20 protein-coding genes are annotated in these 23,507 nt (G+C 66.3%); 11 read left to right on the top strand and 9 right to left on the bottom strand.

Annotated elements, in window-relative coordinates:
- Positions 1 to 71: 71 nt before the first annotated feature.
- Together AC3A4M_RS16400 and AC3A4M_RS16395 are read right to left on the bottom strand one after the other, a co-directional pair.
- Positions 72 to 1,091, bottom strand: coding sequence for a cation diffusion facilitator family transporter (locus AC3A4M_RS16400; protein WP_498736964.1), 1,020 nt, complete (start codon positions 1,089 to 1,091; stop codon positions 72 to 74).
- Positions 1,088 to 1,453: an ArsR/SmtB family transcription factor gene (locus tag AC3A4M_RS16395; RefSeq protein ID WP_498736962.1), complete on the bottom strand. Its 366-nt coding sequence runs from the start codon at positions 1,451 to 1,453 to the stop codon at positions 1,088 to 1,090. Before AC3A4M_RS16395 ends, AC3A4M_RS16400 begins: the two co-directional genes overlap by 4 nt.
- 131 nt (positions 1,454 to 1,584) lie before the next feature.
- Between AC3A4M_RS16395 and AC3A4M_RS16390 the strand changes: the two genes are divergently transcribed.
- Both AC3A4M_RS16390 and AC3A4M_RS16385 read left to right on the top strand, forming a co-directional pair.
- Complete coding sequence (locus AC3A4M_RS16390) at positions 1,585 to 2,787, top strand: MFS transporter (protein WP_498736960.1); 1,203 nt, start codon at positions 1,585 to 1,587, stop codon at positions 2,785 to 2,787.
- 69 nt (positions 2,788 to 2,856) lie between these two features.
- The gene (locus AC3A4M_RS16385; RefSeq protein WP_498736958.1) at positions 2,857 to 3,510 is read left to right on the top strand and encodes an SAM-dependent methyltransferase; all 654 of its coding nucleotides are present in this window, start codon (positions 2,857 to 2,859) and stop codon (positions 3,508 to 3,510) included.
- Positions 3,511 to 3,601: 91 nt separating this feature from the next.
- On the opposite strand, the gene AC3A4M_RS16380 is transcribed toward AC3A4M_RS16385, so the two are convergent.
- The gene (locus AC3A4M_RS16380) at positions 3,602 to 5,116 is read right to left on the bottom strand and encodes a CitMHS family transporter (RefSeq protein ID WP_498736956.1); all 1,515 of its coding nucleotides are present in this window, start codon (positions 5,114 to 5,116) and stop codon (positions 3,602 to 3,604) included.
- Positions 5,117 to 5,309: 193 nt separating this feature from the next.
- Between AC3A4M_RS16380 and AC3A4M_RS16375 the strand changes: the two genes are divergently transcribed.
- Positions 5,310 to 7,142 carry a sensor histidine kinase gene (locus AC3A4M_RS16375; protein WP_498736954.1) on the top strand — a complete coding sequence of 611 codons (1,833 nt, stop codon included), beginning with the start codon at positions 5,310 to 5,312 and terminating at the stop codon, positions 7,140 to 7,142.
- Positions 7,132 to 7,794, top strand: coding sequence for a response regulator (locus tag AC3A4M_RS16370; protein WP_498736952.1), 663 nt, complete (start codon positions 7,132 to 7,134; stop codon positions 7,792 to 7,794). Before AC3A4M_RS16375 ends, AC3A4M_RS16370 begins: the two co-directional genes overlap by 11 nt.
- A 118-nt stretch (positions 7,795 to 7,912) precedes the next feature.
- On the opposite strand, the gene AC3A4M_RS16365 is transcribed toward AC3A4M_RS16370, so the two are convergent.
- The 4 genes from AC3A4M_RS16365 to AC3A4M_RS16350 all read right to left on the bottom strand — a co-directional run bounded on the left by AC3A4M_RS16365 (position 7,913) and on the right by AC3A4M_RS16350 (position 14,555).
- Positions 7,913 to 11,428: a chitobiase/beta-hexosaminidase C-terminal domain-containing protein gene (locus AC3A4M_RS16365; protein ID WP_498736951.1), complete on the bottom strand. Its 3,516-nt coding sequence runs from the start codon at positions 11,426 to 11,428 to the stop codon at positions 7,913 to 7,915.
- 100 nt (positions 11,429 to 11,528) lie between these two features.
- Entirely contained in the window at positions 11,529 to 13,340 is a 1,812-nt protein-coding gene (locus tag AC3A4M_RS16360; RefSeq protein WP_498736949.1) for a glycoside hydrolase family 15 protein, read from the bottom strand.
- Positions 13,340 to 13,816, bottom strand: a complete 477-nt coding sequence (locus tag AC3A4M_RS16355) for a hypothetical protein (RefSeq protein WP_498736947.1) — start codon at positions 13,814 to 13,816, stop codon at positions 13,340 to 13,342. The genes AC3A4M_RS16360 and AC3A4M_RS16355 overlap by 1 nt, the downstream gene beginning before the upstream one ends.
- Before the next feature lie 211 nt (positions 13,817 to 14,027).
- The gene (locus AC3A4M_RS16350; protein WP_498736945.1) at positions 14,028 to 14,555 is read right to left on the bottom strand and encodes a DoxX family protein; all 528 of its coding nucleotides are present in this window, start codon (positions 14,553 to 14,555) and stop codon (positions 14,028 to 14,030) included.
- 99 nt (positions 14,556 to 14,654) lie between these two features.
- Here AC3A4M_RS16350 and AC3A4M_RS16345 point away from each other — a divergent pair, with 99 nt between their 5' ends.
- Both AC3A4M_RS16345 and AC3A4M_RS16340 read left to right on the top strand, forming a co-directional pair.
- The gene (locus AC3A4M_RS16345) at positions 14,655 to 15,239 is read left to right on the top strand and encodes a TetR/AcrR family transcriptional regulator (protein WP_498736944.1); all 585 of its coding nucleotides are present in this window, start codon (positions 14,655 to 14,657) and stop codon (positions 15,237 to 15,239) included.
- A gap of 41 nt (positions 15,240 to 15,280) precedes the next feature.
- On the top strand, positions 15,281 to 16,285 hold the full coding sequence (locus tag AC3A4M_RS16340; protein WP_498736943.1) for an aldo/keto reductase family protein: 1,005 nt from the start codon (positions 15,281 to 15,283) through the stop codon (positions 16,283 to 16,285).
- Between the two features lie 6 nt (positions 16,286 to 16,291).
- Here AC3A4M_RS16340 and AC3A4M_RS16335 read toward each other — a convergent pair whose 3' ends face one another.
- Together AC3A4M_RS16335 and AC3A4M_RS16330 are read right to left on the bottom strand one after the other, a co-directional pair.
- The gene (locus AC3A4M_RS16335) at positions 16,292 to 17,341 is read right to left on the bottom strand and encodes a Gfo/Idh/MocA family protein (protein WP_498736941.1); all 1,050 of its coding nucleotides are present in this window, start codon (positions 17,339 to 17,341) and stop codon (positions 16,292 to 16,294) included.
- 30 nt (positions 17,342 to 17,371) lie between these two features.
- The gene (locus AC3A4M_RS16330; RefSeq protein WP_498736939.1) at positions 17,372 to 18,055 is read right to left on the bottom strand and encodes a hypothetical protein; all 684 of its coding nucleotides are present in this window, start codon (positions 18,053 to 18,055) and stop codon (positions 17,372 to 17,374) included.
- A gap of 254 nt (positions 18,056 to 18,309) precedes the next feature.
- Here AC3A4M_RS16330 and AC3A4M_RS16325 point away from each other — a divergent pair, with 254 nt between their 5' ends.
- From AC3A4M_RS16325 to AC3A4M_RS16305, 5 genes are all read left to right on the top strand, one after another.
- A complete protein-coding gene (locus tag AC3A4M_RS16325; RefSeq protein WP_498736938.1) occupies positions 18,310 to 18,795 on the top strand; it encodes a CBS domain-containing protein in 486 nt (161 codons plus the stop codon).
- A 43-nt stretch (positions 18,796 to 18,838) separates the two neighbouring features.
- A complete protein-coding gene (gene pdhA / locus AC3A4M_RS16320) occupies positions 18,839 to 19,933 on the top strand; it encodes a pyruvate dehydrogenase (acetyl-transferring) E1 component subunit alpha (RefSeq protein ID WP_498736937.1) in 1,095 nt (364 codons plus the stop codon).
- A gap of 29 nt (positions 19,934 to 19,962) precedes the next feature.
- Positions 19,963 to 20,955, top strand: coding sequence for an alpha-ketoacid dehydrogenase subunit beta (locus tag AC3A4M_RS16315; protein ID WP_498736935.1), 993 nt, complete (start codon positions 19,963 to 19,965; stop codon positions 20,953 to 20,955).
- Between the two features lie 9 nt (positions 20,956 to 20,964).
- Positions 20,965 to 22,275, top strand: a complete 1,311-nt coding sequence (locus AC3A4M_RS16310) for a dihydrolipoamide acetyltransferase family protein (RefSeq protein ID WP_498736934.1) — start codon at positions 20,965 to 20,967, stop codon at positions 22,273 to 22,275.
- A gap of 97 nt (positions 22,276 to 22,372) precedes the next feature.
- Positions 22,373 to 23,470 carry a hypothetical protein gene (locus tag AC3A4M_RS16305; RefSeq protein ID WP_498736932.1) on the top strand — a complete coding sequence of 366 codons (1,098 nt, stop codon included), beginning with the start codon at positions 22,373 to 22,375 and terminating at the stop codon, positions 23,468 to 23,470.
- The last annotated feature ends 37 nt before the right edge of the window (positions 23,471 to 23,507 follow it).

Genomic DNA, 23,507 nt, shown 5'->3' with positions numbered 1-23,507 from the left:
CTTCGCCTTGCGTGCCTGGCTAAGAAATCCTCCGAGGGCATCTGCTGGCGTCCATTGTGCGGGCCGGCAGTCTAGGGTCGTTCCGGTCCGGCCGGCACGGGAGTGAGGGCAATGTAATCGACGCCCGGCAGCCCTTGGTGCAGTGCGGCTATCAGCCGGCGCTCGAGTTGGTGGTAGCCGTCGATCGTCATCGCTGCATCCAGTTGGACGGCTGCGCTGACATTCAGCCGGTGTCCGTTCCAGCGCAGGCGCAGGTCGGGCAGTTTCTGCACGGCATCGTCCGCCAGCAAAATTCTTTCGGCTCGGTCCACGAGATCAGGATCTATACCGTCGAGCAGCCGGCGGCCGATGTCGCGGGCCGTGCCCCAGAGCAGGATGACAATCGCGATCGTGATGATGAGCCCAACGATCGGATCCGCCAGCGGGAAGCCGAGCCAGACCGCGATCACGCCCACGACCACGGCCAGCGAGGTAAAGCCGTCCGTTCTGGCATGGATTCCGTCCGCTACAAGGGCAGCCGACCCGATGTTGCGGCCGACTTTGATCCGGTACATCGCCACCAGTTCATTGCCTGCGAAACCGACCAGTCCGGCGGCAAGCACCCAACCAAGATTCTGCAGCGGTTGCGGATTCAATAACCGGTCGACGGACTGCCAGCCCGCACCGAGGGCGGACAGTGCAATCATGGCCACGATGAACAGTCCCGCAAGATCCTCGGCCCGGCCGTAGCCGAAGGTATAGCGGCGGGTCGCCTTGCGGCGCCCCAGGATGAACGCGATCCACAACGGGATGGCGGTCAGCGCATCCGAGAAGTTATGGATGGTGTCGGCCAGCAGTGCCACGGAACCGCTGATGACGACGACGGCCAGTTGCAGCAGGGCTGTGACGCCCAGCCCCGCCAAGCTGACCTTGACCGCCCGGATGCCCCGCGCGCTGGACTCCAGTGCGTCGTCGATGGAATCGGCGGCGTCATGGCTGTGCGGCACAAAGAGGTCGTGAAAGAAGTCCCGGATACCGGTCGGATGATGATGGCCTTGGTCTGGCTGCCCATGTTGATGGCTGGCAGCATGGCCCCGGGCGGTGCGAGTCATGACGCCTCCGCCGGCCTGATCCGGTGATGGCGGGGCGCATCGCCCAATGCATGCTCGGCCTGGAAAATTGCATCCGCGACGAGCTGCCGGGCGTGTTCGTTCGCGAGGCGGTAGAACACTCGGGTCCCGTCCTGGCGGGCAGCCACGATCCGGGCCATCCGAAGTTTCGCCAGATGCTGGGAAACGGCTGCCGGTGACTTGCTGACGGTCTCCGCCAGCTCATTGACGGACAGTTCCTTGTCGCGGAGGGCAAGGATGATCCGAACCCTCGTAGCATCCGCCAGCATGGAGAACACCTCCACAGCCAGCTCAACATACTGGCTGTCCACACCAAGCCCGCACATCTGCTTATCTTCATTCATACGCAGATACTTACACATAGCCGGGGTAACAGCAACGCCCCTTCATGCCGGCAGTCGTTCTTCAAGGGGCATAATCGAAAGGTGCGGCCGGAGACCGGCCGGTGAGCCGGCTGGAATCTGCGGGAGGGCCTTTGCGCGAGAAACTGTGGACCAGGAATTTCGTGCTGGCCATCGGTACCAACCTGTTCATCTACATGGTCTTCTACCTGCTGATGACCTCGATGGCGCTGTATGCGCTGGAACGGTTCCAGGCGGCGGACAGCGCGGCCGGCTTCGCCTCCAGCGCGTTCATCGTCGGGGCCATGGTGTCGCGGTTCTTCGCCGGCATGCTGCTGGACAGGGTGGGCCGGCGCCGGATCCTGCTGCTTGCCCTGCTGGTGTTCGTTGCGGTGTCAGTACTGTACATCCCCGCAGGATCGCTCCAGTTGCTGCTCGTGCTGCGCCTGGTACACGGCGCCGCCTTCGGGCTGGCGCACACTGCCGTGACCACCGGAGCGCAGGCGCTGATTCCGCAGGCCCGGCGCAGCGAGGGCACCGGCTACTTCGCTTCCTCGACAACCATCGCTACCGCCCTGGGTCCGTTCCTGGCCGTGCTGCTCGCCGACGGCGCGGACTTCCAGTCCGTGTTCTGGTTCAGCGCCGGCTGCTCGGCGGCCGCCTTCGCCGTCGCCCTGGCCCTGCGCCTGCCCGAGAACGACGACGACGGCGACTCCATGGATACAGAACCGGACTCGGAGGGCCGAGCGGCCCGTGTGCTGGCCGCCGTCATCGAACCACGGGCGCTGCCGGTGGCCAGCATCGTGCTGGTGGCTGGGCTGGCCTACTCGGGCGTGCTGTCCTTCCTGACCTCGTACGCGGCAGCGAGCGGCGACCCCTCAGCCGCTGGCCTGTATTTCCTGGTCTTCGCCGCGGCGGTGCTGGTCTCGCGGCTGTCCGTGGGGCGGCTCCATGACCGCAGAGGCGACAACATTGTCATGTATCCGTCGCTGCTGATCTTCGCGATCGGGCTGGCAGTGCTGGCGGCCGGGTCCTCGCCGGCGACGGTTACCGCGGCCGGGATCCTGACCGGATTCGGCTTCGGCACCCTGGTCCCGTGCAGCCAGGCGATCGTGGTCAACTCCGTGCCGGCACGGCGGCTGGGCACCGCCATCGCCACCTATTACCTGATGTTCGACGTCGGCACCGGCTTCGGCCCGGTCCTGCTGGGCCTGCTGATTCCTCTCGCCGGATACCAGGGCATGTACGTGGCCACGGGTGTCATCATGGTCGCCTGCATCGGGCTGTACTTCGCAGTGCACGGCCGCCGGACTCCGAGCGAAGCGACGCGTGTGTAGGCAACGTCTCTGTTCGCTGGTTGCAAGAGGCGTTCTCCCTGACGGTGGCCCGGCGTAAAGTCTGAAGACATGAGCGAACATGTTGGCCATAACCATGGCGAAACGGAAGTACCGGACGATTTTTGGGAATCCTTCTACGCCGAACGGGACCAGATCTGGAGCGGCAACCCGAACGCGATGCTGGTCCGCGAGGCGGCGGACCTGCAGCCGGGCAACGCCTTGGAATTGGGCTGCGGAGAAGGTGCGGATGCCATTTGGCTGGCAGCCCAGGGCTGGCAGGTTACCGGCATCGACGTCTCCGGTCTCGCCCTGGAGCGGGCGGCAAAGCATGCCGAGGACGCCGGCGTGGCGGAGAAGATCCAATGGCTGAAGCGGGATCTGTCCAGTTGGGAGCCGGAGGCCCAGTACGATCTGGTTTCGGCCCAGTTCCTGCACTCACCGGTCGAGCTGCCCCGTAACACCATCCTCGCGGCGGCGGCCCGCGCGGTCGCGCCCGGCGGCGCCTTGCTGGTGGTCGGGCACGAGTCCTTCCCGTCTTGGTCCAAGCATCCCGAACCCCACGAACCGCTGCCCACCGCCGCGGAGCTTGCGGTGGAACTCGGGCTCAACGCCCCGGATTGGTCGTTGGAAACGGTCGACTCGGTGGTCCGCGATATCACCGGGCCGGAAGGACAGATCGGCACGCTGACGGACAGCGTGCTGCTGGCTCGCCGCGCTGTATAAACATCTGCCCGCCGAATAGAACACGCTTAACGACGGCGGCACCCGGCCACGTTCTACCCTTGGCCGGGTGCCGCTCATCAGGAGCTGAGATTTAGCCCCAGGGGATGGCGCCGAGCAGGATGCCCACGGCGAGCATCACCAGCGAGACCACTGCGGCACGCCAGAGCACCTTCTTGTGGTGGTCGCCCAGCTCAACGCTTGCCAGCGAAACCAGCAGCAGGATCGCCGGAACCAGCGGGCTCTGCATGTGCACCGGCTGCCCGGTGATGGAAGCGCGGGCCATCTCCGCCGGGGTGATGCCGAAGTGGCTGGCAGTTTCACTCAGCACCGGCAGCACACCGAAGTAGAACGCGTCATTGCTCATGAAGAAGGTCATCGGGATGCTGAGCAGTCCGGTGATCACGGCCATGAACGGGCCCATCGAGTCGGGGATAATGTCGACCAGCCAGGCAGCCATGGCATCTACCATGCCGGTACCGTTCAGCACGCCGGTCAGCACGCCGGCGGCCATGACCATGGACACCACGGCCAGCACGCTCTGGGCATGGGCCACCAGTTGTGTCGCCTGGTCCTTGACCTTGGGGAAGTTCACCAGCAGGGCGATCGCGGCGCCAACCATGAAGACAAAGGCCAGCGGCACGATGTCCAGCACGAGCACCACCATGACAGCGGTGGTCAGGGCCAGGTTGAACCAGAACAGCTTGGGGCGCAGCGTGGCTCGGTTAGGATCCAGCGCGGAACCGGTCAGCGACGCGTCCGCAGTATCTACCTGTTCCGGCGCGTCCAGCACGGCAACGGAACCGCCGCCACCCTGACCGCTTGAAGAACCAACGACGGCGCTGCCACCGTTGCCGCCGAAACCGCCGCGTCCGTTGCCGGCACCCGTGCCGGCCGAAGCGGAACCGCCGCCGGCAGAACCGGCCGGAGCGCCGCCGTCGTTGTTTGCACTGCCCTTGGCATTGCCGCCGGCGTTCCAGAACTCCGGCTTGGCGTCGGCCAGGCGCTTGCGCTCGTGCAGGCCGAGCGTCCAGGCGAAGACCATGACTACCAGGATGCCGGCGATCAGGGACGGGATCATGGGGACAAAAACATCGGTAGGCGAGACGTCCAAGGCGGCGGCGGCGCGTGCCGTGGGACCGCCCCAGGGGACGATGTTCATGGTGCCGTTGGCCAGGCCGGCCACACAGGTGAGCACAACCGGGCTCAGGCCTAGTCGCAGGTAGATCGGCAGCATCGCCGCGGTGGTGAGGATGAAGGTGGTGGAACCGTCGCCGTCCAGCGACACGACGGCGGCCAGCACGGCCGTGCCCAGGACCACCTTGGCCGGGTCATTGCCCAGCGTGCGCAGGATGAAGCGCACCAGCGGATCGAACAGGCCGACGTCGATCATCAATCCGAAGAAGATGATGGCGAACATCAGCAGGGCGGCCGTGGAAGTCAGGGACTTCATCGACTCCAGGACCATCTCGCCGATGCCGAGCCCGGCGCCGGCGAAGAGGCCAAAGATGGTGGGGACCAGGATGAGCGCCAACACCGGTGTCAGCTTCTTGGTCATGATCAGTGCCATAAAGACCGCGATCATCGCGAATCCGAGGAATACCAGCACAACAACTCCTTAAAACAGCAGGCCGGGGTGCGTGTGACCGGCCTTACAAACTGTAGGGTGGGCCGGATCACGGATGGCGGTTTAGCCCACTTGAGGTGCATACTGCTTATTGCGCACGTTTTGCTCATTTAGCTCACAGGCCTGCCGATCTGCCGGATCCGCGGGCGCTACATCCGCCGGATCCACAGGAGGAATGATGGAATCCTCCCCCACACGCACCCTGCGGCCGGGCTTTTCGGCCCGCATGCTGCTGATGCAGCTGGCCGTGGTGGCGCTGGTGGTGCTGCTCTCGGCCGTGGTCTACGGCTGGCTGACGTATGAGCGGCTCGGCGACGAAGCCGAAGACCAGGCGCTGGCCGTCGCGCGCACCGTGGCGGCCTCGGGCGATGTGCGCTCGGGCGTCTCCGCCCTGGCCGATGCCGGCCCGGAAGAACTCGCCGCCGAGGTGCTGGCCGACGGGGAGCTGCAGCCGCTGGCCGAGGACGTACGGCTGCGGACCGGCGCGCTGTTCGTGGTGATTACCGACGACGCCGGGCTGCGGCTCTCACACCCGGATCCGGATCTGCTGGGACAGCGGGTCAGCACCGATCCGAGCGAAGCGCTGAGCGGGCGCGAGGTCACGGTGCAGGAGCAGGGCACGCTGGGCCATTCCGCCCGGGCCAAGGTGCCGGTCTACGCGCCTGGATCCGACGGGGTGGTCGGGGAGGTCAGCGTGGGCTTCTCCAGCAAGGACATTCTCGAAGGCCTCGGCGGCAGCATCCTGCCCATCGCCCTCACCGCCGCCGGGGCACTGGGCCTGGGTACGCTGGCTTCGCTGGTCCTGGGGCGGCGGCTGAAGCGGCTGACCCTCGGCCTGGAGCCTGAGGAGATCGCGGCCCTGACCCAGGACCAGGAGGCGGTGCTGCGCGGCGTGGACGAAGGCGTTATCGGCGTCTCCGCGGACCGCCGCATCACGGTGTTCAACCGCGAGGCCAAGCGGCTTCTCGGGTTGGATATCGGTACCGAAATCGTTGGCTTGCCGCTGGATGAAGCCAGCCTTCCGCCGTCGTTCTCCACGCTGTTGGCGGCAGCGATGCCGCAGTCCCCCACGGTGGAACAGGTGGTCGGGTCCCGGGTGCTGATCCTGACCGCCCGCGCCGTGCAGCCCAGCCGCAAACCGGGCCGCCGCGGCTACCGCCCGTGGGCCGCCGCAGAAGGGGGCGCAGCCCAGGGGTCCGCCGCGCCGGAGCTCGGTTGGGTGATCATGCTGCGCGACCGGACCGAGCTGCAGTCCCTCACCCGCCAGCTCGACGCCGTCGGCGCGCTCACCACGGCCCTGCGTGCGCAGCGGCACGAATTCGCCAACCGGCTGCACACGGTCTCGGGCCTGCTGGGCATCGGCGACTATGCCGCGGCGCAGAACTACATGGGCTCGATCATGAAAACCGGTCCGCTGAACTACCCGGCCGAGCAGTCCGAGCTGCTGCGCGACCCGTACCTGCAGGCGTTCATCGGCGCCAAGAGCGTGGAAGCTGCCGAACGCGGCGTCACGCTGCGGATCGGACCCGAAACCCTGATCCGCGGCCGCATCACCGACCCGCAGGACGTCACCACGGTGATCGGCAACCTGATCGACAACGCGGTGCGGGCGGCGGTGCACGGCAGCAACCCCGAGCGCTGGGCAGAGGTCGAACTGCTGGATGAGCTCACCGAGGACGGCGGCGTGCTGCACCTGGTGGTCGCGGACTCGGGCGACGGCCTGGCGGAGCCGGCGCAGGAAACCGCGTCAAAGAACGACGGCGGCGGCGCAGCCTTCGAGCGCATCTTCACCGAGGGCTTCTCCACCGCCGAAACCGCCGGAGACAGCCTGCAGGATGTGCACGGCCAGGGCTTCGGCCTGCCGCTGAGCAGGCAGTTGGCCCGTCGCCGCGGCGGCGACGTCTGGGTGGCCGAACCCGGCCAGCCCGGCGGCCCCGGCGCGGTCTTCTGCGCCAGACTGCCCGGAACAGTTGCCCCGAAGGAACCAGGAGAGATGCATGACGAATGACCTGCAGGTGCTCATTGTCGACGACGACTTCCACGTTGGCCGCCTGCACGCCAGCTACGTCGAGGCGGTCCCCGGCTTCACCGCACTGCCGCCGGCCGGCACCGCGGAGCAGGCGCTGCGCGTGGTGCACGCCCGGGAACCGGACCTCATCCTGCTGGATGTGTACCTGCCCGATGCCCTCGGCCTGGACCTGCTGCGGACCCTGGACGTTGACGTCATCATGCTGACGGCCGCTGCCGATGCCGCCTCGGTTCGCAAGGCGCTGCGCCGCGGCGCGCTCGGCTACCTGATCAAGCCCTTCACCGCCGACCAGCTGACCCGGAAGCTGCGCGCCTATGCCCGCTACCGCCGGCTGCTCGCCAACCAAAGCGCCGTGGACCAAGACACGGTGGAACGCGCCCTGCATGCCCTCCATCCCGGCGAGGCCCCGGGGTCGGGCCGGGCCCGCTCGGCCACGGAGACGTCGGTGCTGGAAGCACTGGAGCCCGGAACGCAGAAATCCGCCACGGACGTGGCCCGGCAGGTAGGCATCTCGCGCGCTACCGCCCAACGCTACCTTTCCGCGCTGGCCGACGACGGCGCCGTCGAAATCCATCTTCGCTATGGCAGCACCGGACGCCCCGAACACCGCTATGGGCCGGTGGGACCATAACCCGAACCGCCGGGCGGCGCTTTATGGGCGCGGAGCCTTCTGGTTCCCCGCGCACAGCGAGGCCCCCTGCCGTTGGTGGCAGGAGGCCTCGCTGTTCTTTTGTTTGGTCAGATCCGGATCAGAGGATGTTGTTCATCATGTTCCAGCCCCAGCCGATCTTCTTCCTCGGTGCCATGCTGCCCTGACCCTCGCCTGCGTAGAGGAACAAGTCCCCTGCGCGGTCCCGGGTCACCAGATCAGCCTTGCCGTCACCGTTGAAGTCACCGGGTCCGACGATCATGGTCATGTTGTTCCAACCACCCCAGCCGATCTTCTTCTTCGGCTCGTAGCTGCCCTTCCCATCGCCAATGTAGAGGTACAGGTCTCCTCGGCGGTCCCGGGTCACCAGGTCAGCCTTGTCGTCGCCGCTGAAGTCACCCGGCCCGACGATCTTGGTCATGCTATTCCAGCCCCAGCCGATCTTCTGCTTCGAGGCATACCAGCCGTTACCGTGGCCGGCGTAGAGCCACAGATCGCCTGCCTTGTCGCGGGCAATCAAGTCGTTCTCGTTGTCGCCGTTGAAGTCGCCCGGTCCGACGATGCTGGTCATGATGTTCCAGCCCCATCCGATCTGCTTCTTCGGTTCGAACCAGCCGGTTCCCTTGCCGGCGTAGTGCCAGAGCTTGCCGGCCTTGTCGCGGGCCACCATGTCAGCCTTGCCATCACCATCGGTATCGCCGGTACTGATCAGGCTGGTCATGCTGTTCCAACCCCATCCGACCTGCTTCCGCGCTTCGTAGCCGCCGTTGTTCTTGCCCACGTAGAGCCAGAGCTTGCCGGAGCGGTCCGTGGTGATCAGATCGGCCTTGCCGTCAGAGGTGAAATCGTTGCTCGACGACTCCTGAGCGGGAGTCTCCTCGCCCGGCTCCTCACCCGGCGTCTCGTCGACAGGCTCCTCACCCGGTGTCTCGTCGACTGGCTCCTCACCCGGCTCCTCAATCGGCGGTTCCTCGGTCGCGGCAGTGGTCCAGGTTCCGATCGCGCTGGTGTTGCCTGCATCATCGATCGCTACGGCCCGCAGCGTCTGGCCTGCGGAGAGCTGCACCGGTGCCGCATAGAGGGTGCTGGCCTTGCTCGGCTCAGTTCCATCGAGGGTGTAGAAGATGGCCGCATTCCCATCCGCAGCCAAGGTAACTGCGGTACCCGCAGCCATCTCACCCTCCGGGGTGCCGGTGAGTGCCGGTGCCGTCTTGTCCAGCGTGAAGGTTTCCGTCACGACCTCGGACGGAATGCCGAAGTTGAAAGCAATGAACTTCAGCGTGGTCACTCCCTCATTCGTGATGGCGATCGGCTCCGTGTACAAGGTGCTGTCCTCGGTCGGATCCGTGCCGTCGGTGGTGAAGAAGATCTCCGCGGTGTCCGGGGTCGCCGACAGCGTTACCAGTTGGTCGGCGGCGAACAGTCCTCCGGCCGTCGCGGCGGTTGCCGTCGGCGCCTCCGGCGGAGTTGCATCAGTCATCTTGCCCTGGACCACGAACTCGTCGGTCTCGCCCAGTACCTCCGGGGTCGACAGCTCGCCGCCGTCGGCCTCGGTCACCTGCTCGACCTTGAAGAAGTTCGTATCGTACGGGCTGCCGACGACGGCGTGCGGCGTGTTGCCGTCGCCGAGGTAGCCTGCCGGAGCACCCTCGTCCCACCGCAGGAACGGCCCGATCTTGGCCTCCAGCAGATGGGAGAAGTCGCCCGTGCCGTTCAGCGCGCCGAGGTCCTCGGTGTAGTTGATGTTGCCATCGACGTCCGCCACGAGTTCCAGTACACCGTACGGATGCGTGAACTTGTAGGTGGCGCCGGGCTCGAAGACGCCGTCACCGCGGACCCGGATCCGGCCGAAGGCCACCTGGTCCCCGTCCCGCACCATGTCGGCTCCGAAGGCTGCTTCCGATGCCAGCGTCAGCTGGACCTCTTCGCCCCCGACATCGAGCACGGACTCCGAAGCGAACCAGAAGGCCTCGCCCGGGAAGTTGTCCGGGAAGGAGGCCGGTGACGCCGGATCAGGCCGCTCTTCGACGACCGGGCACAGCGGGTCTTCCAGGCACAGGTCCAGCTGGACCGGTTCCTGGCCTTCCCAGCCGTTGTCCCGCAGCCATTCAGGGAAGCCATGCTCTTCGCTCGTCGGGCCAACTTCCTGCAGGTTGTGGATCTTGAACGGGAAGGACCGGATTTCGCCCGCGGTCCCCGTAGCGGGGTCCACGGCAACGGCGCGGATATTGGTGGAATTCCCGATCTGCATCGGTTCCGTGTATTCCCAGGTGTTGCCGAGCGGCTCCCCGTCCGCAGAGAACGACGGCGTGGAGCCGTCCGTGGTGTAGTAGATTTCCGGGGCTACAGCGGGATTGTTGGTGTTTCCGCTCAACGTCACCATCTGCGGCCCGGCCAGCGGGCCGGCTGCGGCATCGGGTGTTGCGTCCAGCCACGGCCGGGTGGCGTCCAGCTCGTACACCTCGGTGTAGATCTCCGTGGTCTCATTAGTCGCCGGATCGATCGAGATGTACTTCAGTGTGTTGGTCCCGGGGGTAGCCAATTCTACGGCTACTTCCGAGACAGCGGCTCCGGCTTCCGGCACATACTCGGTACCGTTGACCGTCCCGTCCGCGTTGACGGCGGGATCCGAACCATCCGTGGTGTAGATGATCTTCCCTTCGGGGAAGGACGAATGGATCTTCACGGTCTGGGCGGAGTTGTAAAGGCCGCCTGGCTTGTCCACGCCCGCTTCGATCGTCGCGATCTTGCCCTGGACGGCGAAGAGGTTGGTCTCTGCTGTGCCGCCGGACGGCCCTGAAACCCGGAAGAAGTTCGTATCGTGGGGGCTGCCCACCACCTCGTGTTCCACGTTCGGGTCGCCGATGAATCCCTCCGGGGCAGGCAGCCCCACCTCCGGGTCCCAACGCAGGAACGGGCCGATGCGGCCTTCCGAGGGCTCATCCCAGGAACACGGTTGCTGCAGGCAGCCGATGTCTTCGGTGAAGCGGATCCGGCCGCGGTCATCGGCTGTCAGGACGTCCACACCGTACGGGTGCGTGAAAGTGTACTGCTGGCCGGGTTCGCCGTCTTCGAGCCGGATGCGCAGCCGGGCGAAGCCGTTCTGCTGGCCGTCCGCGACGTCACCGGCTCCACTGAAGGCCGCTTCCTGGGCCATGATCAGCCGGGCCTCGGCCCCATCGGGCATGGTCAGGGACGCTTCACCCGACCACCAGAAGGATTCTTCCGGGAAGTTCCCCGGGACGGTCAGCGGCTGTGTCGGGTCGTAGTCGGTACCGATGACCGGGCAGTCCGCGGCGTCCACGCACAGTTCCAGCCGGATGGGAGCGAGTCCGCGCTCCGGATCGCCGCCGTCGCCGTACCAGTACGGATAGCCATTGTCAGGATTAACCGGCCCTACCCCGGCCGGGCCTTTCGGCAAGGCTGCCGGCAGCATGCCCGCGAGCGCGGACTGCGAAAGCCCTGCACCGCCCGCGGGAAGAGAGGCCGCCGACGCCGGCGGCAGAACGGACAGGCCCGAGAGCAGGACGGCGCCTGCCGCTGCCATCCCCACCGCCCGCCGTCGTTGTTTTCGGCCGTTTGGCGGCCTCAGCTTGATTTCAGGATCGGATGTCATGAGTTCCCCCTCGTGCACAGTTTCCTCGTCCAAGGCGCGATATCAGTGCGTGCCCCGCAACCAGCTTCCTGATTGGGCGTTGGGAAAAACCTATGAACGGTTAACCGACGGACTCGCGCAAGGCCAGGGCGGCCTGGACCAGCGCGGCATGGGTCAGGGCCTGCGGGAAGTTCCCCAGCTGGGCGTGGGTCTGCGGATCCATCTCCTCGGCGAAGAGGCCCACGTCATTCGCCAGCCCGAGCATTTCTTCGAACAGTTGCGCAGCTTCGGCGCGGCGGCCCGTTTCGGCGAGCGCCTGGACCAGCCAGAAGGAGCAGGGCAGGAAGGCACCCTCCGTCCCGGGCAGGCCGTCGCGTCCGGGCGGGTAGCGGTAAAGCAGGGGTCCGCCGGCGGACAGCTTGCGGCGGATGGCGTCCACGGTGCCGCGGGTCCGCTCCGAGCCCGGCTCCTCGATGCCCAGCAGCGGCAGGATCAGCACGGCCGCGTCGAGGTCGGTGGATCCGTAGCTGCGGGTATAGGTGTTCCCCTCCGGGTCGAAACCCCTGAGCCTGATCTCGGCGGCAAGCGCTTCCCGCGCTGCGTGCCACCGTTGCTGCTGCCGCTGCGAGACGCGGTGCGTCCGCCCGATATTCAGCGCGCGGTCGAGGGCGAGCCAGCCCATCATCTTGGAGTGCACGTGGTGCGCGGCGTCGTCGCGGATCTCCCAGATGCCCGCATCGGGTTCCTGCCACCGGCGCGCCACCAGATCAGCGAATCCGCGCATTGCCCGCCAGGTCTCGGAGTAGAGCTTGTGCCCTGCTTCCACCAGCACCCAGGCCCCATCAAGGACCCAGCCGTAACCGTCGAGCTGATGCTGAGTCGCGGCGCCGTTGCCTACGCGGACCGGCGTGCTTGCGGCGTAGCCCGGCCATCCTGCCAGGGTGCGTTCCGGCGGGACATGCCTGCCGGTCAGCGTGAGCATCGCGGGCAGCCGGGGCCGCTCCAGTCGGCTGGCATGCAGCAGCCAGCGCAGGAAACTGCGGGCTTCGCCGGCCTTCCCGACGCCCAGGAACGCACCAACCCCGATGCTGGCGTCCCGGGGCCAGGCGTAGCGGTAGTCCCAGTTGCGGATCCCGCCCGGAAACTCGGGCAGGGAGGTTGTCGGCGCGGCCACGGGAGCCCCGGAGGGCGAATAGGTCAGCAGCCGCAGCGTCAGCAGACTGCGCACCACCGCATCCCGGTACGGGGTTCCGCCGTCGATCTCCGCCGCCCACGCCCGCCACAGCTCCTCGTCCGCCGCCAGCAACTCCGCTGCCGCATCCGGTTCCACGTGCACCAGCGGTTCCCCGTACGCCACGGCCAGCACCAGAGTGACCGGATGGCCCGGGGTTACTAAGAACGACTCCGGGGTGCCGGGTTCGATCGATAGTTCCGGACCGCTGCCCAGACTCAGGGCCAGCTGGCCCCATTCGCAGACCAGGCTCGGGCCGGAACGGACCCGCGGCCGAACATGCCCTTCACCGAGGCGTGGATCAAACTCCACCACGGCTTGCACCGGCTGGCCCACAGCTGTCAGCCGCCGCACCAGCAGCGTGGCGGGCAGCAACCGGCCGCGCACTTCGGCCACCATGGCATCGGTGAGGATCAGCGTGCCCTCGCCCATCGCCCAGGTTGTTTCCAGCGTCGCCGTCTCCGGGCGGTAGCGGCGCTGGGTGGGGGCGACAGACGTGGCCGGGCCCAGCCGGAAAGTTCCTGCTTCGGGCCCGCCCACCAAACGCCCGAAGACGGGTTCGCCGTCGAAACTTGGAACGCACATCCAGTCGATCGCGCCGGCGCCGGACACGAGCGCGGCGGTCCGGGTATCGCCGATCAGCCCGTAGTCTCCAATGCCCGGTTGCCGGGCGTTCTCTGTGCCCCGCTCTCCCGTATCCATCAGCGGACCTGGAAGAGCAGCCCGAGCATGACGCCGTAGACCAGGTGCGCGGCCACCGCCACGGCCGGGGTCTGGATGCCGTAGTTGAGAGCCAACAGGCCCGGCGGTTCCAGGGCCGCCCGGCTAGACGGTCCTGCCCGGTGCGAGGCCATCCGCGGGTGGACGCCGGGCAGCAGCGGAAGCACTATTGTCAGGGCGACTGCTACGTGCAGCAGGCCCAGCAGTCCCCCGAGCCACCAGGTCGCCTGGCCCAGCAGCGCGAACGTGGCCGCGTAGCCCAACGCGAAGATCTGGCCGGCGGCGAGATGGATAAAGAAGCCTGCAACCCGCGCGTGGTCCGGATCCGGGGTGATCAGAGTCCCCAGCACCAAAGGCAGGTCGAGCCGGGTCAGGCCGGCCATCTGCGCGGCGATCATGACCATGGTGAGTGCACCCGTTGCGAGCAGTCCGAACACCGCCCAGCCTGCCCAGTCCATCCCGTCTCCGCCTCCCGACGCCGCCCGGCTGCCCGACGGCGTCCTGCCGACACGCCTGTTTCCCCGCCGGCATTCACCGAAGAGGATCTGGGTGGAAGTATGCGCGGCGAGGCTTATGGAAAGACTATGGCTCCCGGTCAGCCCCGGCAACGGCCGACGGCGGAACCTCCATCCAGGAAGTCCCGCCGGAGAGTCCGCAACACGGAAGCCGCTATTGCCCGCTGTCTAAAACGCGGACAGGAACACCGTCCCGGCGGATAGGTGAAGCGACCTTCCGCCGGTTGCGCAGTGCCTTGAAAGCGGGCAGGGCCACGGCGGCAGCAGCGGCAATGAACACCAATTGCATCAGCGTTCGCGGCAGCAGCGCGGTGGCAGGTTCCCCGCCGAAGTCGATTCCGGCAACAGCCGCATAGACGTTGGCCGGGAACATGACCACCAGCAGCAGCGTCAACCCCGCTCCCGCCCAGGGAGCAGTCCTTCGGTGCAGTAGTCCAAGGGCCGCAGCCAGCTCCAGCATGCCGGTCAGCGTAACCAGAAACCCGGGGTAAGGAAGCACCGGAGGCACCATCTCGATGAGGTCCGCGCGCATTCCGTTGAAGTGGGCCGTTCCGGTCAGGACCAGCATGGCGGCCAAGCCACCGCGCAGGCTCACCCGCCAGGATCGGAGGGGCTTGACGCCGAGAGTCCCGGCCAGCCGCAGCAGCAGTGTGACTGCCAACAGGGTGATGAGGGGTGCCATGGGAAGTCCTTCCATCGGACATCGTATCTATCTTGACACTGACTAGATTACTCGGATGATCGAACTTGTCAATGGCTAGATAGCAGCTAATCTAAGAGGATGGAAACCTCGAGCTACCACCATGGAGATTTGCGCCGTGCCATCATCGATGCCGCGCTGGAGGTGATCCGCGAGTCCAGCCCGGCCGCGGTCAGCCTCCGCGATCTGGCCCGGCGCGCCGGCGTCTCCCATGCCGCCCCGGCACACCATTTCGGCGACAAAGCCGGCCTCTTGACCGCCGTCGCCGTGCAAGGGTTCGGCCTGCTCGGCGACGTCCTGCATAAGGCTGCGGACCAGCCCGACGGATATCTGGCTGTTGGCGTCGCCTACGTGGGGTTCGCCGTCGAGCACCGCGCGCACTTCGAGGTAATGTTCCGGCCTGAGCTCTACCATACGGACGATCCGGAACTGCTCGAGGCCCAGGCCAGGGCATCGCTGATGCTTTACGAGGGTGCCGCGCCGTACGCGCAGGACGGCAGCACCACGCCTCGGGACGCTGCACTGGCGGCCTGGTCGCTGGTGCACGGATTCGCATCCCTGTGGCTCAGCGGAAACCTGCCTGCGGATCTGCCCGACGATCCACAGGACGCAGCGCGGAGAGTGGCGCGCGTCCTCTTCCCTCACAAACCCGGCGATAACGCCTGACGTACGGTCCGGCGGCATACTTTGGCACTAGTCTGGGCAGCATGGAATTCAGATACCTGGGCAACAGCGGCCTGAAAATATCCGAGATCACCTACGGTAACTGGCTTACCCACGGCTCGCAGGTGGAAAACGACACGGCCACCCGATGCGTTCGCGCGGCGTTGGACGCCGGCATCACCACCTTCGACACCGCGGACGTCTATGCCAACACCGCCGCGGAGGAAGTCCTCGGCGGCGCATTGAAGGGCGAGCGGCGGCAGTCGCTGGAGATCTTCACCAAGGTCTACTTCCCCACCGGGCCCAAGGGCCACAATGACACCGGACTGTCGCGCAAGCACATCATGGAGTCGATCGACGGCTCGCTGCGTCGGCTGCAGACGGACTACGTGGACCTCTACCAGGCCCACCGGTACGATGTCGAAACCCCGCTCGAGGAGACCATGCAGGCCTTCGCCGACGTGGTCCGCGCGGGCAAGACTCTGTATATCGGTGTCAGCGAGTGGAACGCCGAGCAGCTGCGCGCCGGGCACGCGCTCGCGAAGGACCTGGGCATCCAGCTGATCTCCAACCAGCCGCAGTACTCCATGCTGTGGCGGGTCATCGAGGGCGAAGTCATTCCCGCCTCCGAGGAGCTGGGCATCTCGCAGATCGTCTGGTCACCGATGGCCCAGGGAGTACTCAGCGGCAAGTACAAGCCCGGCGCCGAACCGCCCGCCGGCAGCCGCGCAACGGATGAGAAGGGCGGAGCGCAGATGATCGAGCGCTGGATGTCCGATGACGTACTCGAAGGCGTCCAGCAACTGGCGCCGCTGGCGGAGGAAGCCGGACTGACCATGGCCCAGCTGGCCATCGCCTGGGTCCTGCAGAATCCTAACGTCGCCTCGGCAATCATCGGAGCGTCCCGGCCGGAGCAGGTCGTCTCCAATGTCGCCGCTGCCGGCGTGCGTCTGGACGAAGCAGTGATGGGCAAGATCGACGACGTTATTGGCGGCCTCGCCGAGCGTGACCCGGCCAAGACCCGGTCCCCGAAGGAGCGGCTGGCCTGACTGCCCCTAGCGCGACTGGTTCTGCCGGTGGACCTCCTCAATAATCCTGACGACGGCGAGTGACTCCGCCGGGTCCACCGGCACCGGCGCGCCGGCGGTGATGCTGGCCGCCAGCTGCCGGTAGAACTCCGGATACGCCCCGCGCACCGCCTTGACCGGCCGCACGTCGCCGGGCACGCCGGTGGTACCCCAGGTCTCTTCCGGCTCCTCGCCGTACCCTGCCGCGGAAGGCAACATACCGCCGTCGAGCGCTGCCTCCTGCCCGTCCATCCCCCACTTCGTGAAGGCGGCCTTGGACCCGAGCACGTGGAAGCGTGGCGCAGGCAGCCCGGAGATCAGATTCATGGACAGCCGCGAGCGCACCCCGGATTCGTGCAGCAGTGAAACAAACGCGTCCTCGTCCGCTTCCGAGGCACTCGTGCCGGTATGCCGGGCCGTCTCGCCGTAGACCGTGGCCACGGGACCGAAGAGTTGCAGCGCCTGGTCGATCAGGTGCGAGCCGAGATCGGAGAGGATGCCGCCGCCCTCGGCGATCGCGGCCGTCGCCTTCCAAGCCCGCAGGCCCGCCGGCTTCCACCGCTCAAAACGCGACTCAAAGAGATGCACCTGGCCGAGTCCGCCGTCGTCGATCAGCTTTTTGAGGGTGAGGAAATCCGAGTCCCAGCGCCGGTTCTGGAAGACCGAAAGTACGATGCCGGCCTGCCGCGCCTTCTCGATCAGCGCCTCGCCTTCGGTGGAGGTGGGGACGAACGGTTTGTCCACCACCACGTTCAGCCCGAGTTCCAGCGCCGTGCCTGCGAGCGCGAAGTGGCTGGCCGGCGGGGTACCGATGACCACCAGGTCCAGGTCGGCGGCGCGGTCGAACAGCTCCGGCGTGCCGGCGAGGACTTCCGCACCCGGGTAGGTTGCCTGGGCAAGGGCGGCGCGCTCGGGGTTGCCGGTGACAATGAAGTCCAGCGAGTAGTTACCGCTCGCTTCAAGGAACGGCGTATGGAAGACCCGGCCGGAGAGGCCGAAGCCGATGACGGCGGTGCGGAGTGGTTTAGCGTCGGTCACGAGCGCCATCTTACGGGGAAAGGCCCTCCGTTAGCGCGGCTCGCGGGCCGTTGTGTAGGACGGCTCGCGCAGGGATCGGGTCCACCGGTAGGTGCCGGCGCCGGGCAGCGGATGCAGCAGCGGGTCGAACCGCCGGTCCGTGTCCTGCTGGGTTCGATCAAGCGCCAAGGACATGGTGGCGAACCGGGCCCATGGCCCGCGGAGTGCCGAATGGTAAAGCCCAAGCGTCCAGACGCGGTCACCGAGTGCCTGCCGGAAGGCCTCCGGTTTTGCGGGGAGCCTGAGCGCTGAGTCCAGCGTACGGGCCGCCAGCAGGACCGGCCCGCGGCTGCCTTGGTACGGCATCAAGGTGGTGAAGGCTGGCTCCGACGCGAATCTGTGCGGCGTTAGGATGAAACGGCTGGCTCCGAACATCCCCGTGGACGCGAGCAGCACATCGAAGGACCCTGAGTCTGCCGGCATCCTCAGGGCCAGCCCCACGATGTCCGGCAGCGGTCCGGGCAGGCCGATCGACCGCGACAGCCGGGCTTGGACCTGAACCGTACCGGGAGTATCAAGCCACGAAATACCGCTTCTCCGCCCGGGCGGAAGCCTGTCGACCGACCCGGTGAGGCTGATGCCTTCCGGGTGGATCGGGCGCCGCGGGCGAACGGCTTTGATTCCGCGGAACAGAAGCGCAAAGCCACGTCCCGCCGTCGTCGTTAGCTGTTCCATCTCCGGCTCCTTCCCATACCGCCGGCTGGCGCGTCGGATCCACCCTGTCGGGGTGAGTGAATCGAAATGTCCGTTGTGAGGAATATACGCGGCAAGTGCCCGGAGCGGCAGCTGGAACCGAAACCGGCCCCTTGCCAAATGCAGGCGGCTGGCTAGGCTGAAGGTCAGGGGGAAGCGCAGCGAGGCGTTCCCCGCTCCGGCCGATCGGATCTGTCTGCGGCCTAAGCCGCACGGTCCAGGAAGGTGGCTTGCTGGTGGATTCCCATGCCCCGGTAACCGCACGCGACATCATGACTACGCCGGTCATCAGCGTTGTCGCCGAAGCACTGATCGAAGACGTCGCCCAGATGCTGGGCCAACACCGCATCAGCGCCGTGCCGGTAGTGGACGATGAGCAGCATGTGGTCGGGCTGGTCAGCGAGTACGACCTGCTGGCAACGCCGGGCGTCACCGCGGCCCAGGTCATGACCAGCTCCGTGATCAGCGTGACCACGGATACCGCCATCTCGGACATCCGGCAGTTGCTGGTCAACCAGTGGATCGCGCGCGTTCCGGTGCTGGAGAACGGGCGCCTGGTCGGGATCGTCAGCCGCGCGGACATCGTGGCGCTGCTGGCGACCGAGTGGGTTTGCGGTGCCTGCGGCGAACCGGTCCGGGGCGAACACCCGCCCAAGGCCTGCCCCAAATGCGGGGCGGACAGCGAGAGGTTCGTCCTGCACGAGCAGCCGCCGGGCCCCTGAACCCGTCCCTGAGCTGACCAGATCCAGTAGATGGAGGTAAGCGATGACTGACCAGGCAGCCGCGGCAACAGCAGGGTCCCAGGCGGCAGGATCATTCCCCGGGGCTGAACCGCCCGAGGTGCTCATCGGGTACTACCGGGAAATGGTCCTGATCCGGAAGTTCGAGCTCACCGCGGACCAGATGTACAAGCGGGCCAAAATCGGCGGTTACTGCCACCTCAACCTCGGCGAGGAGGCCACCGTCGTCGGGCTCATGGCGGCACTGCAGGAGAAGGACTACCTCTTCACGAACTACCGGGACCACGGCTATGCCCTCTCCCGCGGAATGGATCCCGGGCGCGTCATGGCCGAACTCTTCGGTAAGTCCACTGGGGTGGCCAAGGGCCGCGGTGGTTCGATGCACTTGTTCGACACTCAGACGCGGCTGCTGGGCGGTTACGGCATTGTCGGCGGTCAACTCCCCCCGGCCACGGGCGCCGCGCTGGCGCTGACCTACCGTGGCAAGCCCGGGCCGGAGGCCGAAGCGGTGATGTGCCAGATGGGCGACGGCACTACCAACATCGGCGCCTTCCACGAGTCTCTCAACCTCGCTGCTGTCTGGCATCTGCCCATTGTCTACGTGGTGGTGAACAACCGGCTGGGCATGGGCACCACGGTGGAGGCGGCCTCGGGCGAGCCCCTGCTCTACAAACGCGGTGCTTCCTACCGGATCCCCGGCGAACGTGTGGACGGCAACGACGTCGTCGCGGTGCGGGAGGCGGCGAACACCGCGCTGGACCGCGCCCGGGTCGATCGCCAGCCGGGGCTGCTGGAGGTCATGAGCTACCGGTTGCGCGGCCACTCCGTGGTGGACCCGGCGCGCTACCGCTCGGCCGCCGAGGTCGAGGAGGCCCAGGCCGCGGATCCGGTGCCCGCGTTCCGGGCGCAGCTGCTCGCCGCGGACCTGTTGACCGAGGAGCAGGCGGTCCAGATCGAGGACGACTCCGCGGAGAAGGTTGCGTCCGCCGTCGCCTTTGCCGAATCCAGCCCGGCGCCCACACCCGACGAGCTTTTCGACTTCGCCTACGCCACCCCGGTGGCCAACGCGCCGCAGGCCTTGCCTGGCCAGCCGGCCGCGGCCCGGGAGCCGTTGCTATGACCATCAGCGGAGCCAGCACAGGAGACGGAATGCCCACCACCAGCTACCGGCAGGCCCTCAATGACACGCTCCGCGCGGAACTGACGCGGGACGAGAACGTGATCCTGCTTGGCGAGGAGATCGGCATCTTCGAAGGGTCCTACAAAATTACAGCCGGCCTCCTGAAGGAATTCGGTCCGGAACGGGTGAAAGACACTCCGATCGCCGAAGAGGGTTTTGTGGGAGCGGCCATCGGTGCCGCGATGCTGGGTATGCGCCCGGTGGTCGAGATCATGACGCTGAACTTCAGCCTGATCGCCATCGATCAGATCGTGAACCACGCCGCCAAAATCTACGGCATGTTCGGTGGCCAGACTCCGGTGCCCATGGTGATCCGGTTCCCGGGCGGCGGCGGCCAGCAGCTGGCGGCCACGCATTCGCAGAACCTGGAGGTCTGGTACGCGCATGTGCCGGGGCTGAAAGTGGTGGCCCCGGCCACTCCCGCCGATGCGAAGGCACTGCTCACCGCAGCCATCCGCGACGACGACCCGGTCATCTTCCTGGAGAACCTCTCCCTCTACAACACCAAGGGCGAAGTGCCCGACGGCGAGCAAATCGCCGAAATCGGCAAGGCGGCCGTGGTCAAGGAGGGCACCGATCTGACCGTCATCACCTACTCCCGCGGCACGGTCATCGCGTTGGAAACCGCCCGCCAGCTGGAGGACGAAGGCATCTCTGCCGAGGTGGTGGATCTGCGGAGTCTGCGGCCCCTGGATCGGGAAACATTCTGTGCCTCGGTGCGCAAGACCAGCCGGGCCGTCGTGCTGGAGGACGATTGGTTGAGCTACGGAATCGGCGCAGAGATCTCCGCTTCCCTTATGGAGGGCGCGTTCGATTATTTGGACGCCCCGGTCAGACGCGTGGCAGCCGCCGAAGTTCCGTTGCCGTACGCCAAAGCCCTGGAACTGGCGGCGCTGCCGGACGCCAGCGACCTGGTCCGGGTCATCCGCGAAGTCCTCGACGACACGAGTTTCTCCCGATAGGAGCCAGCCATGCCGGAAGTTTTCATGCCGCGCCTGTCCGACACCATGGAAGAAGGTGTTATCAGCCGCTGGCTCAAGAAGGAGGGCGACACGGTCCATCAGGGCGACGTGATCGGCGAGATCGACACGGACAAGGCCACCATGGACTTGGAGGTGTTCGAGGACGGCGTCCTGGAGAAGCTCCTCGTTCCCGAAGGCACCACCGTGGCCATCGGCGAACCGGTCGCCATCATCGGCGACGGGAGCGGAACCGGAGGCGGAACGGCTCCCGGCACTTCAACAACACAAAGTACGACGGCGGCCGAGGCACCGGCAGCACCCAGCGAACCTGCACCGCTCGCACCCGGCGCGCCCGTGGCGGGGCCAGAGCCGGCCAAACCCACACCGGCCGGCCGGGTCCTGACATCTCCCCTGGCCCGCCGGATCGCCGCCGAGCACGGCCTTGACCCAGCCACCATCACGGGCACCGGGCCAGGCGGCCGGATAGTCCGCGCCGACGTTGAGGCCGCTGTGGCTGCGGGCGAGGGGCGAACCGAGAAGGCGGACCAGGGCGCCCCGGCAGGACAACCTGGACAACCCGGCCCGGCAGGAGCGCCGCGGCCAGCAGCAGCGGCTGGCCAGACGGATACCGGTGCGGACTCCGTTGATGTGCCCCTGACACAGATGCGCAAGGCAACGGCCCGCCGACTGACCGAAAGCGCCAGCGCGCCTCACTTCTTCTTGACCAACGTGGTGGGCGTAGACCGACTGTTCGCTTTCCGGCAGGAAGTAAACCAGCGCTATGCGGACTCCGGAATCAAGGTCAGCGTGACCGATCTGCTGGTGCGGGCCTGCGCCGTCACCCTGCATGCGCACCCGCAGGTCAACTCGTCCTGGGCCGGAGATAAGATCCTGCAGCACCGCCGCACGCACATCGGCGTCGCCGTCGCCATCGACAACGGCCTCATTGTCCCCGTGGTGAGGGACGCGGATGCCAAACCCCTGGACGAACTCGCCGCCGAGACTCGTGAACTGGCGGAGAAGGCCCGTGCCGGCAAGCTCAAGCCCGATGAATTCAGCGGCGGCACGTTCACCATCAGCAACCTGGGCATGTTCGGAATCGATAACTTCACCGCAGTGATCAACCCGCCCGAGGCAGCCATCCTGGCAGTAGGTGCGGCTACCGAAGAACCCTTTGTGCAGGACGGGATGCTGCAGAGCAGACGGATCATGAAGCTGACCATGACCGCGGACCACCGCGTGCTGGACGGCGCCACCGCGGCGGCCTTCCTGCGGGACCTCAAACAGACGCTGGAGGAACCCCTGCGCATCGTCCTTTAGCAGTTATCCACAGTCTGGAAGTGCGGGATAGCGGTGCATTGTCGTAGAGGGGGAAGGTGGACGAACCAGACCACCCTTCACGACGAAAGGCACCAACGTGGGACGAAGCAAGAAGCGCCGCTCCAAAAACACCCGTCCGAATAAGCCTCGCCGCCAGATCCCAAGCCGCGAAGCCGAGATTGATGCGTTGACCCCGGCATATACCGATTGGATAGGTAAGGACGCAACGGATCAAGAGAGCCATTACGTTTTGGAGTTCGTCAAGATGGTTCTGGGTTTCCACCGGAAGCTCCAGCCAGGCTCCAGCTGCACTTCGTTCCGCGCGCTCCCGCTTGAAGCCGCCATTTGCTTGTGTGTTGATGAGATCGCCGAGGGAGATGATTTCCTCTTCATGCCGTTTGTGAGCTCGATGTCGCTGTATACCAACTTCTTGGAGCAGACTGGTCGTTGGACAGGAACCACCCGACAGTTGGAGGACCTGCGAAACTACTATCACCGGGCGCATATCGCATTCGAGGCCGTCGGACCGAGCCGCGGTTTCGAATGGTCCGAGCTGGACCCAACAGAACAGTTGGAGTTCCTCGAAGAAACGCCTCTCGCGGAGAAGGCACGAAACTTGCTCGCAGCCGTGGATGCACAATTGCACAGTGATTCCGTCCCCACTTGGCGCCAGGCATTTTGGGCATCAGTCACAGTGTTCGGTCAGGACGCTCCCGACGAAAACTCAGCACAAGTCAGGTTCAATATCCTTGCAAATCTGGGCCTCACCCCAACTCAAGGCTCAGCAGAACGATTGGCAGATATTCGGAATACCTTCAGCAACGGGGAAAATCCCGACCGTCTGGCTCTTCTCGAAACTCTCGTTTACGCATGCTTTGAAAATGAGTTCGGTCGCGACAGCTCTCCTTACAGCGACGAGCTTTCCGTAGGTCAGACTATCGGCCGCATCCTTGCACATGCGGCCGAAACGACAGGGTCGGTGTCCGGGCTGATTCTCACTAATCCGGGTGCGCTGATGCCGGGCGGTGCAACTCCGGAAACAGCGGAGTTCTACGCCGAGGTGGGACGGCGTCTGAAGTACCTCCAAGAGTTGGGTCTGGTCGTCATCGCACAGGACATCACCGTTCCAACCGCACTGCGGCGCTGCGTCCTCGACGTTTGGGAAGACACAGAACCTGACCGGCTGGCCGCCTGATGCCAACGCAAGAGCTTTCAGGTCTGTACCGACCTCG

This window comes from Arthrobacter sp. Soil_C_60 (assembly GCF_057656375.1).
Note: the sequence above shows the minus strand (reverse complement) of the source record. Positions and strands in the feature narration are given on the sequence as shown.

Coding starts and splice junctions, on each gene's coding strand:
- AC3A4M_RS16385 (WP_498736958.1), top strand. CDS start 2,857: ATGAGCGAACATGTTGGCCATAACCATGGCGAAACGGAAGTACCGGAC.
- AC3A4M_RS16375 (WP_498736954.1), top strand. CDS start 5,310: ATGATGGAATCCTCCCCCACACGCACCCTGCGGCCGGGCTTTTCGGCC.
- AC3A4M_RS16340 (WP_498736943.1), top strand. CDS start 15,281: ATGGAATTCAGATACCTGGGCAACAGCGGCCTGAAAATATCCGAGATC.
- pdhA (WP_498736937.1), top strand. CDS start 18,839: ATGACTGACCAGGCAGCCGCGGCAACAGCAGGGTCCCAGGCGGCAGGA.
- AC3A4M_RS16315 (WP_498736935.1), top strand. CDS start 19,963: ATGCCCACCACCAGCTACCGGCAGGCCCTCAATGACACGCTCCGCGCG.
- AC3A4M_RS16310 (WP_498736934.1), top strand. CDS start 20,965: ATGCCGGAAGTTTTCATGCCGCGCCTGTCCGACACCATGGAAGAAGGT.
- AC3A4M_RS16370 (WP_498736952.1), top strand. CDS start 7,132: ATGACGAATGACCTGCAGGTGCTCATTGTCGACGACGACTTCCACGTT.
- AC3A4M_RS16350 (WP_498736945.1), bottom strand. CDS start 14,555: ATGGCACCCCTCATCACCCTGTTGGCAGTCACACTGCTGCTGCGGCTG.
- AC3A4M_RS16400 (WP_498736964.1), bottom strand. CDS start 1,091: ATGACTCGCACCGCCCGGGGCCATGCTGCCAGCCATCAACATGGGCAG.
- AC3A4M_RS16365 (WP_498736951.1), bottom strand. CDS start 11,428: ATGACATCCGATCCTGAAATCAAGCTGAGGCCGCCAAACGGCCGAAAA.
- AC3A4M_RS16355 (WP_498736947.1), bottom strand. CDS start 13,816: ATGGACTGGGCAGGCTGGGCGGTGTTCGGACTGCTCGCAACGGGTGCA.
- AC3A4M_RS16395 (WP_498736962.1), bottom strand. CDS start 1,453: ATGAATGAAGATAAGCAGATGTGCGGGCTTGGTGTGGACAGCCAGTAT.
- AC3A4M_RS16360 (WP_498736949.1), bottom strand. CDS start 13,340: ATGGATACGGGAGAGCGGGGCACAGAGAACGCCCGGCAACCGGGCATT.
- AC3A4M_RS16330 (WP_498736939.1), bottom strand. CDS start 18,055: ATGGAACAGCTAACGACGACGGCGGGACGTGGCTTTGCGCTTCTGTTC.
- AC3A4M_RS16345 (WP_498736944.1), top strand. CDS start 14,655: ATGGAAACCTCGAGCTACCACCATGGAGATTTGCGCCGTGCCATCATC.